The following is a 17,017-nucleotide window of genomic DNA, read 5'->3' as shown; positions in this document are numbered from 1 at the left end:
ACTCACCCGTCCGCCACTCGTCACCCGAGAGCAAGCTCTCTGTGCTACCGTTCGACTTGCATGTGTTAGGCCTGCCGCCAGCGTTCAATCTGAGCCATGATCAAACTCTTCAATTTAAAGTTTGATGCTCATCGAATTAAACTTCGTAATGAATTACGTGTTCACCCGAGAGACCTGGTATTCATTTTTTGTCCGAAGACATCAAGAATCCATGTCACCTGAGTGCCCACACAGATTGTCTGATAAATTGTTAAAGAGCAGTTGCGACGCGGCTTTCAGCGCTTCGTCGCGAGGTGGCGTATATTACGCTTTCCTCTTTCAGAGTCAACCCTGATTTTCAGGATATTTTCTCTTTCGTCGCTCGACTATCTCGTGAAGTGATTCACGTATCTCGTGAAGTGATTCACGTTGTCGTGTCAACGGAGGCGCATTATAGGGATCCCAATTTTAAGCACAAGTCTTTTTGCGATCTTTTTTTCTGACTGCTGTTTTTTCATTCTTTTTGCTGCGATCCCGTACGATCTGCGCACGTACGATCTGCGCATTTAATGACATCTAAAAGGCTTGCAGAAGGCCTTTCTAACGATCAAAGTCTTTATCTCAGCTCGTTTTTGATGAGGTAGCTATGTCAGTTGTTTTACGTCCCTATAATGATCTTTTCCCTAAAATCGGCTTGCGGGTCATGGTTGATAGCAGCAGCGTGGTAATTGGTGATGTCAGAATTGCCGATGATGTCGGCATCTGGCCAATGGTCGTCATTCGCGGTGATGTAAATTATGTTGAGATCGGTGCCCGCAGCAATATTCAGGACGGTAGCGTTCTGCATGTTACGCATAAATCCGCTTATAACCCCGAAGGAAACCCACTCATCATCGGCGAAGATGTCACCGTTGGGCATAAAGTGATGCTCCACGGCTGCATCATTGGTGATCGCGTGTTGGTTGGAATGGGCTCTATTTTGCTGGATGGCGCGGTTATTGAAGACGATGTCATGATCGGCGCGGGCAGCCTGGTGCCGCAAAACAAGCGACTGGAGAGCGGATATTTGTATCTGGGAAGCCCGGTAAAACAGATCCGCCCGCTGGAGAAAGCGGAAATAGAAGGATTAAAGTACTCGGCGAACAACTATGTGAAATGGAAAGATGAGTATCTGGATCAGGATAGCCAGACAATACCCTGATCATCTTCCTTCTGCTGGCGGATCAACTGCTCCGCCTCTTCCTCCAGATCCCAGCGATAGTCACGAAACGTCGCCAGAAACAGCTCCGGCGTTTCAACACCGAAACGTTGCTTTAGAGCATCACCTTTAATGGCGCATATCATTTGCATTCCATTAACCAGTGCCGGAAAGCAGACTGCCTGCATTGAGGTATCCCACTTTTCGCGATCCGGAAACTGGATAGCCTGATTCATTTCGCCAGTTCCTGTTTCAGCGCCTGAATGACTGGTTCAACATCCGGCAACACGCCGTGCCACAGCAATACCGCATGTGCAGCCTGCCCCACCAGCATACCCAAACCATCTGCGCACTTTTTTGCCCCCAGGTTTGTACACCAGTCCAGAAAAGGTGTGTTCCCTTTTTGGTAGAACATGTCGTAGCAGTAAAGCCCGGCATGAACGAGCGCCGACGGTAATGCCGGGATATCCCCACCAATCCCGCTGGAAGTTGCATTGATGATGAGATCGAATTCATGTCCTTGAAGATTATCCATTTGCACGGCAACGATGCTACCGGTATGAGCGAAGAGCCTCGCCAGTTCTTCCGCCCGTGAAAAGGTTCGGTTAGTAATCGTTATCGTACAATCCAGCGATAACAGAGGAAGCAATACGCCGCGCGCCGCACCTCCCGCGCCAACCAACAGGATACGAAATCCTGGGCGAATAAAACCCAGCCGTTGCAAATCGCTGAGCAGACCGATGCCATCGGTGTTATCTCCCACCAAACGCCCATCATCAAGGCGCTTTAATGTATTTACCGCACCAGCCAGCGCTGCGCGTTCTGTCAGTTCATCAGCTCGAACAAATGCCTCTTCTTTAAAAGGAACCGTAACGTTCGCGCCTTTACCACCAGCAGCAAAGAAGGAATCCAGCGCATTCACAAAGCCATCCACTGGCGCAAGTACGCGCCCATAGGGATGGTCGATGCCAAGTTGAAGGGCAAACTGTTGATGGATAAAGGGGGATTTACTATGAGCAATAGGGTTACCGAAGACTGCGTAAGATTCCATACTATTATCTATCCTTGGCGAAAAAGTTCGCCGGTGAGGGCATCACGGATTTCAGAAGGATTTTGCCGCCCCCCCGTTGGTGCTTCAATCACCGGAAAGTCGGCACCAAATTGTTCGATAACCTCTTGCGCCGTTCTGCAAGGTGGCAACCCGGATAAATTGGCGCTTGTCGAAACCAGCGGTTTACCGTAAGCCGTGCAAAGTGCAATGACCATTGGATGATCGCTGACTCGTACAGCCAGCGAGTCAAAACGCCCGGTTAACCAGCGCGGTGTAGTTGGTTTTGCCGGAAACACAAAGGTTACCGGGCCAGGCCAGCATCTGAAGACGGCCTTACGTTGTTCGTCCGTCAACATGCTGTCGTCAATATAGGGTTTCAGCTGATCAAAGTTGGCTGCAATCAGGATTAAGCCTTTATCAACCGGGCGCTGCTTCAGCTCAAGCAGACGATAGACAGCAGTTTCACTGTCCGGGTCGCAGCCGACACCAAAAACAGCTTCAGTTGGATAAGCGATGACTTCTTCTTTATTCAGAACCCCGATCGCCGAAGCGACAGGATCGGTTGGCAGGTTATTCTTCACGAGTTTGTTCCGCCGTTACCGGCTGTCCACATTGTTTACTGGCGCAGAAGCGTTTTACACCCTGCGTGGTTTTCTTTTCGATAAGCAGTGGGTAGTGGCATGCAGGACATTCACCCGCCACTGGCTTGAAATTGATAACGAACTGGCAATCAGGGTAGCGATCGCAGGAATAGAAGGTTTTGCCGTATCGGGAACGGCGCTGCACCAGATGTCCGCTCTGACACTGCGGGCAGGTAATGGCGGTATCGTCAGGCTTATCAATCAGCTCGGTATGTTCACACTCCGGATACTGACTACAACCGATAAACATACCAAAACGCCCTTGCCGTAAAACCATCGGCGCACCACAGTCCGGGCACAGATGCCCATCCAGAACTTTAACAATATGTCCATCCGCCTGGCTCTTCAGGGGACGAACATAGCCACATTCCGGATAATGGGAACACCCGAGAAACGGACCGTGTTTCCCGGAACGAATAACAAGTTCAGCCCCGCATTGTGGGCAGGGCTCGTTGTTGCGCACCGAAAACAGTGCTGATTTGGCCATAACGACTCTTGAAGCTGCAAAAATGATTAGTGCAGCATACCTTCATTCACTTCAAAGAGTAATTCTTCCATCTGCTGGTATGCATTTTCACATCCTGGAATATTGAAGAGTACCATCAGGATGACCCATTTAAGATCTTCCAGATCGAACTCTGCCGTATCCAGCGCCAGCACACGTTCTATCACCATTTCTCGGGTTTCGAGGTTTAGCACCTGAATCTGCTCAAGGAACAATAAAAATCCCCGGCAACTGGCATCCAGCCTTTCACACTCTTCAGCAGTATAGATACGAACTGAGAGCGGATCAGAAGCAAGCTGCATCGGTTCGGCAAGGCCTTCCTGATAATCAGCCAACTTTTCCAGCCACAAAAGAGCGTTGTAGATATCTTCACGATCAAATCCGGCGTCGGTAAGATCCCGTTCCAGTTTGTCTTGATCCACACGCATTTCAGCTTCGTTATGGATGTAAGTCTCAAACAAGTACATTAGTACGTCGAACATGGCTTGCCCTCCTCAATCGGACATAGCCGCCGGGTACAGCTGCGATCCATCCTGCTAACTCCAGTTCAAGCAATTGAGCAGCTGTGACTGGCACAGGTTGGCCGGCACGTTCAGCGACGACGTCAACAGGTGTTACCTCATCTCCTACGTTAGCCAGGAGCTCAGGAAATGGCAATGCCACCTCTTCTTGATCTGAAGAATAAAATAAATTTCCACCTGGTTCAGGTAGCCAGTTAAGCCCATATTGCAAACTTTCGAGGATCTCGCTGGCAGATGTCACTAAAGTTGCCCCTTGTTTGATTAACCAGTGAGTTCCCTCACTCCCGGGACTTCCAATCGGGCCGGGCAGCGCAAAAACCTCACGGCCTTGTTCAAGCGCACTTCGGGCGGTGACGAGCGATCCGCTGCGTAATGCTGCCTCAACAACCAGCACACCACGACTAAGGCCGCTGATAATGCGATTTCGTCGAGGAAAATGTTCCCGTTTGGGGGGCGCCGCAAGGGGAAATTCGGAAACCAGTGCACCACCACAATCAATAAGCTGGCTGGCAAGCGCCGAGTGCCGCCGGGGGTAGAGGCTAAATAGGCCATTTCCCAACACAGCTACGCTTTTGCCTCCAACGTTCAACGCAGCCCGGTGGGCAATACTGTCGATCCCCAGGGCCATACCGCTGGTAATGGTAAAACCACTTTGGGCAAGCGCCTCGCAAAACAGACGCCCCCAGCGCTCTCCATACCAGGAATGGGCACGGCTGCCAACAACTGCTAGTTGTTGAGTTTTTAGCGCTGAAACTTCGCCCTTCACCAAAAGGCCGCCTGGATAATTAGCAATAGCGCGCAGAGATTCGGGATACGCAGCATCATTGGCACAAATAAGATGATGGTTCGCCAGGCTCAACCAGTCCAGGCTCTTATCCAGTTCCTGCACCGACAAAGAGAAAAAACGCCTGGCCTGCGCCGTTGTTAGCCCGAAATGCTCAAGTTCTTCAGGTGTTGCTCCCTTGTTTTGCTCCAGCCATTGCGCTGTACGTAGCCATTTATCGCCGCACAGGTCTCCGACCTGTAGTAAACGTAATCCTATCTCTGTGAGTGTCATCCATTTCCCTGCCACAAGCCGTCCTGGCAATCCTTGCGATTGGTCACCGATGCTGTCAATCAGCAGGGGTTTTGTCTAGAATAGAGGTAATATTTTTACCAACTCCTGAACATGACTCTGGATATTTATGGCAGTTTTGCATGTGTTACATATTCCGGACGAGCGTCTTCGCAAAGTCGCCGAACCGGTTAAAGAAGTGAATGCGGACATTCAACGTATTGTGGATGATATGTTTGAAACCATGTACACAGAAGAAGGTATTGGTCTTGCGGCAACGCAGGTTGATATCCATCAGCGCATTATTGTGATCGACGTTTCTGAAAATCGCGATGAACAGCTGGTACTGATTAACCCGGAACTGCTGGAAAAAAGCGGGGAAACAGGCATCGAAGAGGGCTGTCTGTCAATTCCGGAACAACGTGCATTAGTACCTCGCGCTGAAAAAGTGAAAGTCCGTGCGCTGGATCGTGACGGAAAAACATTCGAACTGGAAGCTGATGGGCTGCTGGCTATCTGTATTCAGCACGAGATGGATCATCTGGTAGGTAAACTGTTTATTGATTACCTGTCGCCGATGAAACGTCAGCGCATTCGCCAGAAAGTTGAAAAACTGGATCGCATGAACGCCCGCGCTTAAATGTGGGCAAAAAGGGATAAACGTGTCAGATTCTCTACGTATTATTTTCGCCGGCACACCTGACTTTGCAGCGCGTCATCTTGACGCGCTGTTGTCTTCTGAGCATCAGATCGTCGGGGTTTTCACCCAGCCCGATCGCCCCGCCGGCCGCGGTAAAAAACTGATGCCCAGCCCGGTGAAAGTGCTGGCAGAAGAAAAAGGCTTGCCGGTGTTCCAGCCAGCGTCGCTGCGCCAGCAGGAAAATCAGCAATTGATCGCCGACCTTAACGCCGATGTTATGGTCGTAGTGGCGTATGGTTTGATCCTTCCCAAAGCCGTTCTGGATATGCCACGCAAAGGCTGCATCAATGTGCATGGTTCTCTACTGCCGCGCTGGCGCGGCGCGGCGCCGATCCAGCGCTCCTTATGGGCTGGCGATGAGGAAACCGGCGTCACTATTATGCAGATGGATGTGGGGCTTGATACTGGCGATATGCTATATAAGCTTTCATGCCCTATTACCGCACAAGACACCAGTGCCACGCTGTATGCGAAATTAGCGGAACTGGGCCCACAGGGGCTACTTGTCACGCTGCAACAGCTCGCTCAGGGCAGCGCGCAACCGCAGATGCAGGACGAAGCGCTGGTCACTTACGCAGAGAAGCTGAGCAAGGAAGAGGCTCGCATTGACTGGTCGCTCAGCGCTGTACAGCTTGAACGCTGCATCCGTGCTTTCAATCCGTGGCCAATGAGCTGGCTCATGATTGATGAGCAACCGGTGAAAATATGGCAAGCCTCGGTGATTCCTTCAGCCACCCGTGCCGAACCCGGTACGATTCTGGATGCTTCAAAAACGGGTATTCAGATCGCCACCGCCGACGGAATACTGAATCTTGAGTCGCTACAGCCGGCAGGTAAAAAAGCCATGAACGCACAGGATATCCTGAACTCGCGGCGTGAATGGTTTGTTCCCGGCAACCGCCTGGCGTGATACCCATTTCTTAGCCCGGTTTTGCCGGGCATTTTTATGTTTGTGGTTATGAAAAAACAGAACAATTTACGCAGTATGGCTGCGCAGGCCGTCGAGCAGGTGATGGAGCAAGGGCAATCACTTAGCAATATCCTGCCGCAGCTCCAACAGAAAGTTTCTGACAAAGATAGAGCACTGCTACAGGAGTTGTGCTTCGGTGTTCTACGTGTACTGCCGCAACTCGACTGGCTGATCAATAAGCTGATGTCGCGTCCGATGACCGGGAAACAACGCACAGTACACTACCTAATTATGGTCGGATTTTATCAGCTTCTGCATACCCGAATTCCTGCGCATGCGGCGCTGGCAGAAACGGTAGAAGGCGCAGTTGCCATCAAACGACCGCAACTTAAGGGGCTGATTAATGGCGTGTTGCGTCAGTTTCAACGTCAGCAAGAGGAATTACTAACGGAATTTGCTAGCAGCGATAACCGCTATCTGTTCCCGGCATGGCTGCTAAAACGAGTACAAAAAGCTTATCCGCAGCAATGGCAGCAGATCATCGAGGCCAGTAACCAACGTCCACCAATGTGGCTGCGTGTAAACCGCCAACACCATACCCGCGACGGCTGGCTAGCCTTACTGGAAGAACAGGGTTTGCACGGGTTTACCCATGCAGGTTACCCGGATGCCGTGCGTCTGGCTGCGGCAGCCCCCGTTACTGCGCTTCCGGGGTTTGCGGAAGGCTGGGTCACGGTGCAGGATGCGTCAGCACAGGGTTGTGTTAACTTTCTCGCTCCGCAAAATGGCGAACACATTCTCGACCTTTGTGCTGCGCCGGGCGGGAAAACAACGCATATTCTTGAAGTGGCGCCGGAAGCCAGCGTCCTGGCCGTGGATGTTGACGAAAAACGCTTATCCCGCGTTTACGACAACCTGAAACGTCTGGGTATGAAAGCACAGGTCAAGCAGGGAGACGGTCGTTTCCCGTCACAGTGGTGTACCGATGAGGCCTTTGACCGTATTCTGGTAGATGCTCCTTGCTCTGCAACGGGGGTTATTCGTCGACACCCGGACATCAAGTGGCTGCGTCGCGATCGCGACATCCCTGAACTGGTGCAGTTGCAGTCAGAAATACTGGATGCTATCTGGCCCCATCTAAAATCTGGCGGCACACTGGTATACGCAACCTGTTCGATCCTGCCAGAAGAGAACAGCCAGCAGGTTGCAGCCTTCCTCAGGCGTACACCAGACGCGCAGCTTAGCTTGACCGGAACACCTGAACAGCCAGGGTTGCAGAAATTGCCGGGAGCGGAAGAAGGCGACGGTTTCTTTTACGCTAAGATAATTAAACAGTGATGAGAACAGCGGGTCACAACAGATGAAAATAATTATTCTGGGTGCAGGGCAGGTTGGCGGTACGCTGGCGGAAAACTTGGTCGGAGAGAATAACGACATTACCGTTGTCGATACCAATGGCGATCGTCTGCGCAGTCTGCAGGACAAGTTTGATCTCCGCGTTGTACAGGGGCATGGCTCGCATCCACGAGTGTTACGTGAAGCTGGCGCAGATGATGCCGATATGCTGGTCGCTGTGACCAGTTCAGATGAAACCAATATGGTTGCCTGTCAGGTTGCTTATTCACTGTTTAATACCCCGAACCGCATTGCACGTATTCGTTCGCCAGACTATGTGCGCGATGCCGATAAACTATTCCACTCAGAAGCAGTGCCGATCGACCACCTAATCGCACCGGAACAGTTGGTTATCGATAGTATCTATCGGCTGATCGAGTATCCGGGAGCACTGCAAGTAGTGAATTTCGCCGAGGGGAAAGTCAGTCTTGCCGTAGTTAAAGCCTATTACGGTGGGCCGCTCGTTGGTAATGCATTATCGACCATGCGCGAACATATGCCGCATATTGATACTCGCGTTGCGGCCATATTTCGCCACGACCGCCCTATTCGCCCGCAAGGTTCCACCATTGTAGAGGCCGGAGACGAGGTGTTCTTTATTGCCGCATCGCAGCATATTCGCGCAGTAATGAGCGAACTGCAGCGCCTGGAAAAACCGTACAAACGCATCATGCTGGTTGGTGGCGGGAACATAGGCGCAGGTCTGGCACGCCAACTGGAGAAAGATTACAGCGTCAAATTGATCGAACGCGATCAACAGCGTGCCGCAGAACTGGCAGAAAAACTACAAAACACCATCGTTTTCTATGGTGATGCATCGGATCAAGAATTGCTGGCAGAAGAACACATCGACCAAGTGGATCTGTTTATTGCCGTTACCAACGATGATGAAGCGAATATTATGTCAGCAATGTTGGCCAAACGTATGGGTGCAAAAAAGGTCATGGTGCTGATCCAGCGCCGTGCTTATGTCGATCTGGTACAAGGCAGCGTAATTGATATTGCGATTTCACCGCAGCAGGCAACAATATCCGCACTGCTTAGCCACGTGCGTAAAGCTGATATTGTCGGTGTTTCTTCATTGCGTCGTGGTGTCGCCGAGGCAATCGAGGCTGTCGCTCACGGTGACGAAACGACATCTCGTGTGGTGGGTCGTGTTATTGATGAGATCAAACTCCCGCCCGGTACGATTATTGGCGCGGTAGTACGTGGCAACGATGTGATGATTGCCAATAATAATTTGCGTATTGAGCAGGGCGACCATGTAATTATGTTTTTAACCGACAAAAAATATATTACGGACGTTGAAAGACTCTTCCAGCCAAGCCCCTTCTTCCTTTAATCATCAAAGGATGCGAATATCCGCATCCTTTTTAATCCCTGTATTAATAGGGGATTAAGGAATCAGGTTAGTTATCTCTACAAATGGAAATTGAACGGTAATTTGTTAAACTTATCCAGACAGCCTGCACATGGAGAATGATATGAGTATTTTGAAAGAGTTCCGCGAGTTCGCAATGCGCGGCAATGTAGTGGATTTGGCCGTTGGTGTGATCATCGGTGCAGCATTCGGTAAAATCATCTCTTCACTGGTAGCTGATATAATTATGCCGCCACTTGGATTATTAATCGGCGGAATTGATTTCAAACAATTTGCCTTAACGTTGCGTGATGCACAAGGCGATGTGCCCGCAGTCGTAATGCATTACGGCGTGTTTATCCAGAATATATTTGATTTCATCATCGTTGCTTTTGCCATCTTCCTTGCGATCAAGGTCATTAATAAGCTAAAACGCAAACAGGAAGAAGAACCTAAAGCTCCACCGGCGCCAAGTAAAGAAGAAGTCTTGCTGAGCGAAATCCGTGACCTGCTGAAAGAACAGAATAATCGTAATTAATTAAGCAGAAACCAGAAGGCCAGTGGTAAATAAGCGTTGTGCTTGCTTGCCACTGGCCTCCTTAAAGCCCCGGTTTGCATGTTTTTCTTTTCGCTGATAGCTCCCTTTCTTATTTTTCTCAATACGCTGCCTGAACAGTGGATCATGTAACAATGCCTCAATGGCATTATCGTTGATCCGCCCTTTGGTGTGCTGATAGCGGCTCATAACTTCTCCAGTTTGTGTATTAAAACAGCCAAAGTGTAGATCTCTATGCAGAGAAGATCAACGTGTCGACGAAGCAGGCTTACTACTCGCGCCCTGTTCCAGCGCTTCCAGAATGGAACAATAGACACTGCTATGCGCAGTACCGCAACAGGCATCATTCAGTTTTTGTAGGGAACGCCGCATTGTCTGGAGCTCATCAATACGCGCTTCCACTTCAGCCAGACGGTTCTGTACAATACTCTTCGACTCCTGACATGTGTGATGTTCAGGATCAATTCGGATCGACAGTAATTCACGTATCGCTTCTAACGTAAATCCTAGCTGGCGCGCATGGCGGATAAATTTTAGACGTTGCAAATCTCTGTCCGTATAAAGACGAAAACCGCCTTCCGTCCGTATTTCATGATCCATCATTTGTTGTTTTTCGTAGTAGCGGATGGTATCCGGCGTCACTTCAGCTAGTTTTGCAATTTCACCAATGCGGTACACAGGCTACTCCTCGTTCAACTTTAGCAGCAGTTTTGTGGCGTAATCACCGCGCAAAAAATCAGTACTTAAACCTGCCTGCCGCAATTTGAGTTCAAGTAGAGATAAGCGGCGTTGCAACTCTTGATGCTGTGGATGGTTTTCCCCCGCGCCATTTAACAAATCAACCAGCGCAATCGCTTCTCTACGGTATTCAAGCTCTGGCGGTAGACAGCCAGCATTCTTCAGTAAACGGTAGCCAACTCGAAGCTCTGGAGGAACATGAGAATCATCATCCAGCGTGAGCGGCTCACCGCAACCGGGAAGATTGTCGAATTCACCTTTATTTTGGGCATCAAGGATATGCCGTTCTGCCCATTGATCAAGTAACCACATAATGGGTCTCCAGGGATGAGCACGAAAGATACGAATATTGTAGGAAAGTAGTAATGCTTAGGATATAAAAAAACCCGCCGAAGCGGGTCTTTTTACGTTACTACAGATTACTCTGCAGCAGCTTCTGCTTTCGGCTCGGCGCGATCAACCAGCTCGATGTAAGCCATCGGAGCATTGTCACCAGCACGGAAGCCACACTTCAGAATACGAGTGTAACCACCGGCACGGCTCGCGAAACGCGGGCCCAGCTCGTTAAACAGTTTTGCCACGATCTCGTTATCACGAGTACGGGCGAATGCCAGACGACGATTAGCAACGCTATCAGTCTTGGCAAGAGTAATCAGCGGCTCAACTACGCGACGCAGCTCTTTGGCTTTCGGCAGAGTCGTCTTGATGATCTCATGACGAACCAAAGAACCTGCCATGTTACGGAACATGGCCTGGCGATGGCTGCTGTTGCGGTTCAGTTGACGACCACTCTTACGATGGCGCATGACCTTATCCTTCTCAGTAAAACCTTAACCTGTGATCCGGTTACTCGTCAGCAATGCTTGCCGGCGGCCAGTTTTCCAGGCGCATGCCCAGAGACAGACCACGTGAAGCCAGCACGTCTTTAATCTCAGTAAGAGATTTTTTACCCAGGTTCGGCGTTTTCAGCAACTCAACCTCGGTACGCTGTACCAGATCACCGATATAGTGGATAGCTTCTGCCTTGAGGCAGTTAGCAGAGCGGACAGTCAATTCCAGATCGTCAACAGGGCGCAGCAGGATCGGATCGAATTCTGGTTTCTCTTCTTTAACTTCCGGCTGACGTACATCACGTAAATCAACGAAAGCTTCCAGTTGTTCTGCCAGGATGGTTGCCGCACGACGAATCGCCTCTTCAGGATCGATTGTGCCGTTGGTTTCCATTTCGATGACCAGCTTGTCCAGGTCGGTGCGCTGTTCAACACGTGCTGCTTCAACATTGTAGGCAATTCGCTCTACAGGGCTGTAGCACGCATCAACCAGTAAACGGCCGATCGGGCGCTCATCTTCTTCCGAATGAATTCGGGCAGACGCCGGCACATAACCACGACCGCGCTGAACTTTGATACGCATATTGATAGCTGCGTTTTCATCGGTCAGGTGGCAGATCACATGCTGCGGCTTGACGATTTCGACATCACCGTCGTGGGTAATGTCGGCTGCAGTCACAGGGCCAATGCCAGATTTATTCAGAGTAAGAATAACATCGTCTTTACCCTGAACTCTCACCGCCAGCCCTTTCAGGTTGAGCAGGATTTCAAGGATATCTTCCTGAACGCCTTCTTTGGTGCTGTACTCATGAAGTACACCATCAATCTCAACCTCAGTCACCGCGCAACCCGGCATCGATGAGAGCAGAATACGGCGCAGTGCGTTACCCAGAGTATGGCCAAAGCCACGCTCTAAAGGCTCAAGGGTCACCTTGGCGTGCGTCGAACTCACTTGCTCGATATCTACCAGGCGCGGTTTTAGAAACTCTGTCACAGAACCCTGCATTGTGTCCTCTCTTTGGTACTAAGCTTTACTTGGAGTAAAGCTCGACGATCAGGTGTTCGTTAATGTCCGCAGACAGATCAGAACGCTCCGGCTTACGCTTGAACGTACCTTCCATCTTGCCAGCATCAACTTCCAGCCAGGTTGGCTTTTCACGCTGCTCAGCCAGCTCCAGAGCGGCTTTCACGCGAGACTGCTTTTTCGCTTTCTCACGAATGCTAACCACGTCATTCGGACTAACCTGGTAAGAAGCGATGTTAACAACACGACCGTTTACCATGATTGCTTTGTGGCTAACCAGCTGACGTGCTTCTGCACGAGTGGCGCCAAAGCCCATACGGTATACAACGTTGTCCAGACGACCTTCCAGCAGACCCAGCAGGTTTTCACCAGTGTTGCCTTTCAGACGTGCTGCTTCTTTGTAGTAGTTACGGAACTGACGCTCCAGCACACCGTAGATACGGCGAACTTTTTGCTTTTCACGCAACTGCACACCATAGTCAGACAGACGCGGTTTGCGCGCACCGTGCTGGCCAGGAGCTTGTTCAATTTTACACTTGGTATCGATCGCGCGAACGCCAGACTTAAGGAACAGGTCTGTGCCCTCACGACGGCTCAGCTTGAGCTTAGGACCCAAATATCTTGCCATTTTCTTTCTCCAACAATCCTAGAAAACGAGCGCGTTATACGCGACGTTTTTTCGGCGGACGACAACCGTTGTGAGGGATCGGAGTCACATCAGTAATATTAGTGATGCGGAAACCAGCGGCGTTCAGAGCACGAATAGTAGATTCGCGACCCGGACCCGGTCCCTTAACCATAACTTCCAGATTCTTGATGCCGTATTCTTTTACGGCTTCAGCGCAACGCTCTGCTGCAACCTGAGCTGCAAACGGAGTGGATTTGCGAGAACCACGGAAACCGGAACCACCGGCTGTTGCCCAACCCAGCGCGTTACCCTGACGATCAGTAATAGTAACGATGGTGTTGTTGAAAGAAGCATGGATATGAGCCACGCCGTCAGAGACTTGTTTTCTTACACGTTTACGTGCACGAATTGGTGCCTTTGCCATTATTCAATCACCCCGATTATTTCTTGATCGGTTTGCGCGGACCCTTACGGGTACGTGCGTTGGTCTTGGTACGCTGACCGCGAACCGGGAGACCACGACGATGACGCAAACCGCGGTAGCAACCAAGATCCATCAGGCGCTTGATGCTCATGCTAATTTCACGGCGCAGATCACCTTCAACGACAAATTTGGCAACTTCGTCACGCAGCGTGTCGATTTGTTCTTCAGACAGCTCACTGATCTTAACATTTTCAGCGATGCCCGCAGCAGCCAGAATGGCTTGGGAGCGGGTTTTACCGACGCCATAGATCGAAGTTAATGCGATCACAGCATGTTTCTGATCAGGAATGTTAATGCCTGCTATACGGGCCACTATGCACTCCTATAATTTTACTTGCACGTACCATGCTGAAAAGCCCGTTTTCAGGATACTCAAATGGAAACGTACAGACATACAAAAGATTGGCTGGCTAATCTAGCCAGCTCAACCCAACTTTGCAAGAAAAATATGCGAAATAATCAGCCTTGGCGCTGTTTATGTTTCGGCTCGGCACTGCAAATCACACGGATGACGCCATCACGTTTAACGATTTTGCAGTTACGGCATAATTTCTTGACGGAAGCACGAACTTTCATTTTTACTCTCCGTAACTTCTCAGGCGACCATTAACGACCGTAGCCTTTCAGGTTCGCCTTTTTCAATGCAGACTCATACTGACTGGACATCATCAGAGTTTGCACTTGAGCCATAAAGTCCATAATCACGACAACAACGATCAGCAGAGAAGTCCCACCGAAGTAGAACGGCACTTTCATTGCATCACGCATGAACTCCGGGATCAGGCAGATAAAAGTAATATACAGCGCACCAACCAGAGTCAGACGAGTCATTACTTTATCGATATACTTCGCCGTTTGCTCTCCCGGACGAATTCCTGGTACGAATGCACCGGACTTCTTCAGGTTATCTGCTGTTTCACGCGGGTTGAAAACCAACGCCGTGTAGAAGAAACAGAAGAAGATGATTGCAGACGCATAGAGTAACACATAAAGCGGTTGCCCAGGCTGCAAATACAGCGAAATTGTTGTCAGCCAGTTCCAACCAGTACCGCCCCCGAACCATGACGCGATGGTCGCCGGGAACAGAATAATACTGGAAGCAAAAATAGCCGGGATTACCCCCGCCATATTCACTTTCAGCGGCAAATGTGTGCTCTGAGCAGCATAGACACGACGGCCTTGCTGGCGTTTCGCGTAGTTTACCACAATGCGGCGTTGGCCACGCTCAACGAAAACAACAAAGAACGTCACTGCGAATACTAATACTGCAACCAACAGCAACAGGAGGAAGTGCAGGTCGCCTTGACGCGCTTGCTCGATAGTATGGGCAATGGCTGGCGGAAGCCCCGCCACAATGCCAGCGAAAATAATGATCGAGATACCGTTACCGATACCACGTTCAGTAATTTGTTCGCCGAGCCACATCAGGAACATAGTTCCTGTAACCAGACTAACAACAGCGGTGAAGTAGAATGCAAAGCCCGGATTCATTACCAGGCCCTGCATTCCGGGCATATTCGGTAAACCGGTAGCAATACCGATCGACTGGAATATAGCCAACACCAGGGTACCGTAGCGGGTGTACTGGCTAATCTTACGACGACCAGACTCCCCTTCTTTCTTTAGCTCTGCCAGGGCCGGGTGAACGACCGTTAACAGTTGGATAATAATTGATGCCGAAATATACGGCATAATACCCAGAGCAAAGATAGAAGCACGGCTGAGAGCACCACCAGAGAACATGTTAAACATTTCAATGATGGTGCCACGCTGTTGTTCAAGCAGTTTGGCAAGTACAGCGGCATCAATACCAGGGATCGGAATAAAAGAGCCAATACGGAACACAATCAGCGCACCGATAACAAACAGCAGTCTGCGTTTCAGTTCGCCAATTCCACCTTTGGCACTTTGGAAATCTAATCCCGGTTGTTTAGCCATCTGCTACTTATTCCTCAATTTTACCGCCAGCAGCTTCGATAGCAGCACGAGCGCCTTTAGTAACACGCAGGCCACGAACAGTTACCGGACGAGCTACTTCACCAGCCAGGATCACTTTCGCGAACTCGATCTGGATGCCGATAATGTTAGCTGCTTTCAGCGTGTTCAGGTCGACTACATCGCCCTCTACTTTAGCCAGATCGGACAGACGAATCTCTGCCGTGATCATTGCCTTACGAGAGGTGAAACCGAATTTCGGCAGACGACGATACAGTGGCATCTGACCACCCTCGAAACCGCGACGTACGCCACCGCCAGAACGAGATTTCTGACCTTTGTGACCACGACCACCGGTTTTACCGAGGCCAGAACCGATACCACGACCCAGGCGTTTACCCGCCTTTTTAGAGCCTTCGGCCGGAGACAGAGTATTTAAACGCATCTCTTACTCCTCAACTTTAACCATGAAGGAAACCGCGTTGACCATACCGCGAACCGCAGGAGTATCCTCACGTTCTACAGTATGACCAATACGACGCAGACCCAGGCCAAGCAGCGTTGCCTTGTGTTTCGGCAGACGACCGATTGCACTGCGGGTTTGAGTGATTTTAATAGTCTTTGCCATGGTCAATTACCCCAGAATTTCTTCAACGGATTTACCACGCTTGGCAGCGACCATTTCCGGAGATTTCATATTTTCCAGGCCATCAATAGTTGCACGAACCACGTTAATCGGGTTGGTGGAACCATATGCTTTAGCCAGAACGTTATGAACCCCAGCGACTTCCAGAACGGCGCGCATTGCACCACCGGCAATAATACCGGTACCTTCGGAAGCCGGCTGCATGAATACACGAGAACCCGTGTGAGTACCCTTAACCGGGTGCTGCAGGGTGCCGTGGTTCAGCGCGACGTTAATCATATTGCGACGGGCTTTTTCCATCGCTTTCTGGATCGCTGCCGGAACTTCGCGGGCCTTACCGTAACCAAAACCAACGCGGCCATTACCATCACCAACAACAGTCAGAGCTGTGAAGGAGAAAATACGACCACCTTTAACGGTTTTAGATACGCGGTTTACCGCGATCAGCTTTTCCTGCAGTTCGCCAGCTTGTTTTTCGATGTGAGCCATCTTACACCTCTACTTTAGAACTGAAGGCCAGCTTCACGGGCAGCATCTGCCAGTGCCTGGACGCGACCATGATATTGGAACCCGGAACGGTCAAAAGACACATCTTTAATGCCTTTTTCCAGAGCGCGTTCAGCTACAGCTTTACCCACAGCTGCGGCCGCGTCTTTGTTACCGGTGTACTTCAGTTGTTCAGCGATAGCTTTTTCTACAGTAGAAGCAGCTACCAGAACTTCAGAACCATTCGATGCGATTACCTGGGCGTAAATATGACGCGGGGTACGATGTACCACCAGGCGTGTCGCACCAAGCTCTTTGAGCTTGCGGCGTGCGCGGGTCGCACGACGGATACGAGCAGATTTCTTATCCATAGTGT

The 17,017-nt window shown here is 50.4% G+C and carries 26 protein-coding genes and 1 rRNA gene; 6 read left to right on the top strand and 21 right to left on the bottom strand.

Features of this window, described 5'->3' with window-relative positions:
* Window positions 1-116: ribosomal RNA gene (locus GA0061070_RS21960) — 16S ribosomal RNA — on the bottom strand; the annotation flags it as partial.
* Between the two features lie 509 nt (window positions 117-625).
* Here GA0061070_RS21960 and GA0061070_RS21955 point away from each other — a divergent pair.
* Window positions 626-1,180: a gamma carbonic anhydrase family protein gene (locus GA0061070_RS21955; protein ID WP_090138411.1), complete on the top strand. Its 555-nt coding sequence runs from the start codon at window positions 626-628 to the stop codon at window positions 1,178-1,180.
* Here the strand turns inward: GA0061070_RS21955 and GA0061070_RS21950 are convergent.
* Genes GA0061070_RS21950 through dprA form a run of 6 tightly spaced genes read right to left on the bottom strand, consistent with a single transcriptional unit; the run spans window position 1,156 to window position 4,952 of the window.
* Window positions 1,156-1,413: a DUF1488 family protein gene (locus GA0061070_RS21950; RefSeq protein ID WP_090138409.1), complete on the bottom strand. Its 258-nt coding sequence runs from the start codon at window positions 1,411-1,413 to the stop codon at window positions 1,156-1,158. The two genes, GA0061070_RS21955 and GA0061070_RS21950, sit on opposite strands and share 25 nt — an antisense overlap.
* Window positions 1,410-2,228, bottom strand: coding sequence for a shikimate dehydrogenase (gene aroE / locus GA0061070_RS21945; RefSeq protein WP_090138407.1), 819 nt, complete (start codon window positions 2,226-2,228; stop codon window positions 1,410-1,412). The genes GA0061070_RS21950 and aroE overlap by 4 nt, the downstream gene beginning before the upstream one ends.
* An 8-nt stretch (window positions 2,229-2,236) precedes the next feature.
* A complete protein-coding gene (gene tsaC / locus GA0061070_RS21940; RefSeq protein WP_090138405.1) occupies window positions 2,237-2,809 on the bottom strand; it encodes an L-threonylcarbamoyladenylate synthase type 1 TsaC in 573 nt (190 codons plus the stop codon).
* Window positions 2,799-3,356, bottom strand: coding sequence for a DNA topoisomerase family protein (locus tag GA0061070_RS21935; RefSeq protein ID WP_090138403.1), 558 nt, complete (start codon window positions 3,354-3,356; stop codon window positions 2,799-2,801). Before GA0061070_RS21935 ends, tsaC begins: the two co-directional genes overlap by 11 nt.
* A gap of 26 nt (window positions 3,357-3,382) precedes the next feature.
* Complete coding sequence (smg, locus tag GA0061070_RS21930; RefSeq protein ID WP_007369835.1) at window positions 3,383-3,856, bottom strand: DUF494 family protein Smg; 474 nt, start codon at window positions 3,854-3,856, stop codon at window positions 3,383-3,385.
* Window positions 3,828-4,952 (bottom strand): DNA-protecting protein DprA, encoded by a 1,125-nt coding sequence (gene dprA, locus GA0061070_RS21925; protein WP_090138401.1) that lies wholly within the window; start codon window positions 4,950-4,952, stop codon window positions 3,828-3,830. The genes smg and dprA overlap by 29 nt, the downstream gene beginning before the upstream one ends.
* A 127-nt stretch (window positions 4,953-5,079) precedes the next feature.
* Between dprA and def the strand changes: the two genes are divergently transcribed.
* The 5 genes from def to mscL all read left to right on the top strand — a co-directional run bounded on the left by def (window position 5,080) and on the right by mscL (window position 9,852).
* Complete coding sequence (gene def / locus GA0061070_RS21920) at window positions 5,080-5,589, top strand: peptide deformylase (protein ID WP_090138399.1); 510 nt, start codon at window positions 5,080-5,082, stop codon at window positions 5,587-5,589.
* Between the two features lie 22 nt (window positions 5,590-5,611).
* Window positions 5,612-6,559, top strand: coding sequence for a methionyl-tRNA formyltransferase (fmt, locus tag GA0061070_RS21915; protein ID WP_090138397.1), 948 nt, complete (start codon window positions 5,612-5,614; stop codon window positions 6,557-6,559).
* A gap of 48 nt (window positions 6,560-6,607) precedes the next feature.
* Entirely contained in the window at window positions 6,608-7,897 is a 1,290-nt protein-coding gene (rsmB, locus tag GA0061070_RS21910; protein ID WP_090138413.1) for a 16S rRNA (cytosine(967)-C(5))-methyltransferase RsmB, read from the top strand.
* Between the two features lie 22 nt (window positions 7,898-7,919).
* Window positions 7,920-9,296 carry a Trk system potassium transporter TrkA gene (gene trkA, locus GA0061070_RS21905; protein ID WP_090138394.1) on the top strand — a complete coding sequence of 459 codons (1,377 nt, stop codon included), beginning with the start codon at window positions 7,920-7,922 and terminating at the stop codon, window positions 9,294-9,296.
* A gap of 142 nt (window positions 9,297-9,438) precedes the next feature.
* Window positions 9,439-9,852: a large-conductance mechanosensitive channel protein MscL gene (mscL, locus tag GA0061070_RS21900; RefSeq protein WP_090138392.1), complete on the top strand. Its 414-nt coding sequence runs from the start codon at window positions 9,439-9,441 to the stop codon at window positions 9,850-9,852.
* On the opposite strand, the gene GA0061070_RS21895 is transcribed toward mscL, so the two are convergent.
* The 14 genes from GA0061070_RS21895 to rplR form a co-directional block, all read right to left on the bottom strand.
* Window positions 9,853-10,059, bottom strand: a complete 207-nt coding sequence (locus GA0061070_RS21895; protein ID WP_090138390.1) for an alternative ribosome-rescue factor A — start codon at window positions 10,057-10,059, stop codon at window positions 9,853-9,855.
* Between the two features lie 57 nt (window positions 10,060-10,116).
* The gene (gene zntR, locus GA0061070_RS21890; protein ID WP_090138388.1) at window positions 10,117-10,548 is read right to left on the bottom strand and encodes a Zn(2+)-responsive transcriptional regulator; all 432 of its coding nucleotides are present in this window, start codon (window positions 10,546-10,548) and stop codon (window positions 10,117-10,119) included.
* A 3-nt stretch (window positions 10,549-10,551) separates the two neighbouring features.
* On the bottom strand, window positions 10,552-10,920 hold the full coding sequence (locus tag GA0061070_RS21885) for a DnaJ family domain-containing protein (RefSeq protein ID WP_090138386.1): 369 nt from the start codon (window positions 10,918-10,920) through the stop codon (window positions 10,552-10,554).
* Window positions 10,921-11,027: 107 nt separating this feature from the next.
* On the bottom strand, window positions 11,028-11,414 hold the full coding sequence (gene rplQ, locus GA0061070_RS21880) for a 50S ribosomal protein L17 (protein ID WP_002919206.1): 387 nt from the start codon (window positions 11,412-11,414) through the stop codon (window positions 11,028-11,030).
* A 40-nt stretch (window positions 11,415-11,454) separates the two neighbouring features.
* A complete protein-coding gene (locus GA0061070_RS21875) occupies window positions 11,455-12,444 on the bottom strand; it encodes a DNA-directed RNA polymerase subunit alpha (protein WP_090138384.1) in 990 nt (329 codons plus the stop codon).
* Between the two features lie 25 nt (window positions 12,445-12,469).
* Window positions 12,470-13,090 (bottom strand): 30S ribosomal protein S4, encoded by a 621-nt coding sequence (gene rpsD / locus GA0061070_RS21870; protein ID WP_003031138.1) that lies wholly within the window; start codon window positions 13,088-13,090, stop codon window positions 12,470-12,472.
* A gap of 34 nt (window positions 13,091-13,124) precedes the next feature.
* On the bottom strand, window positions 13,125-13,514 hold the full coding sequence (gene rpsK, locus GA0061070_RS21865; RefSeq protein ID WP_002919257.1) for a 30S ribosomal protein S11: 390 nt from the start codon (window positions 13,512-13,514) through the stop codon (window positions 13,125-13,127).
* A 16-nt stretch (window positions 13,515-13,530) separates the two neighbouring features.
* Window positions 13,531-13,887: a 30S ribosomal protein S13 gene (gene rpsM / locus GA0061070_RS21860; protein WP_007369824.1), complete on the bottom strand. Its 357-nt coding sequence runs from the start codon at window positions 13,885-13,887 to the stop codon at window positions 13,531-13,533.
* Window positions 13,888-14,033: 146 nt separating this feature from the next.
* Window positions 14,034-14,150, bottom strand: a complete 117-nt coding sequence (gene rpmJ / locus GA0061070_RS21855; RefSeq protein WP_000868187.1) for a 50S ribosomal protein L36 — start codon at window positions 14,148-14,150, stop codon at window positions 14,034-14,036.
* A 30-nt stretch (window positions 14,151-14,180) separates the two neighbouring features.
* Complete coding sequence (gene secY, locus GA0061070_RS21850; RefSeq protein ID WP_007369823.1) at window positions 14,181-15,512, bottom strand: preprotein translocase subunit SecY; 1,332 nt, start codon at window positions 15,510-15,512, stop codon at window positions 14,181-14,183.
* Window positions 15,513-15,519: 7 nt separating this feature from the next.
* Window positions 15,520-15,954 carry a 50S ribosomal protein L15 gene (rplO, locus tag GA0061070_RS21845; RefSeq protein WP_007369822.1) on the bottom strand — a complete coding sequence of 145 codons (435 nt, stop codon included), beginning with the start codon at window positions 15,952-15,954 and terminating at the stop codon, window positions 15,520-15,522.
* Window positions 15,955-15,957: 3 nt separating this feature from the next.
* Window positions 15,958-16,137 (bottom strand): 50S ribosomal protein L30, encoded by a 180-nt coding sequence (gene rpmD, locus GA0061070_RS21840; protein ID WP_001140434.1) that lies wholly within the window; start codon window positions 16,135-16,137, stop codon window positions 15,958-15,960.
* Between the two features lie 6 nt (window positions 16,138-16,143).
* Window positions 16,144-16,644 (bottom strand): 30S ribosomal protein S5, encoded by a 501-nt coding sequence (gene rpsE, locus GA0061070_RS21835; protein WP_007369821.1) that lies wholly within the window; start codon window positions 16,642-16,644, stop codon window positions 16,144-16,146.
* Between the two features lie 14 nt (window positions 16,645-16,658).
* Window positions 16,659-17,012 carry a 50S ribosomal protein L18 gene (rplR, locus tag GA0061070_RS21830; RefSeq protein WP_007369820.1) on the bottom strand — a complete coding sequence of 118 codons (354 nt, stop codon included), beginning with the start codon at window positions 17,010-17,012 and terminating at the stop codon, window positions 16,659-16,661.
* Window positions 17,013-17,017: the final 5 nt, after the last annotated feature.

The sequence above is a fragment of the Kosakonia oryziphila genome, assembly GCF_900094795.1.
GTDB lineage: Bacteria > Pseudomonadota > Gammaproteobacteria > Enterobacterales > Enterobacteriaceae > Kosakonia > Kosakonia oryziphila.
The sequence above is the reverse complement of the archived record's forward strand: the minus strand, read 5'-3'. Positions and strand labels throughout refer to the sequence as shown.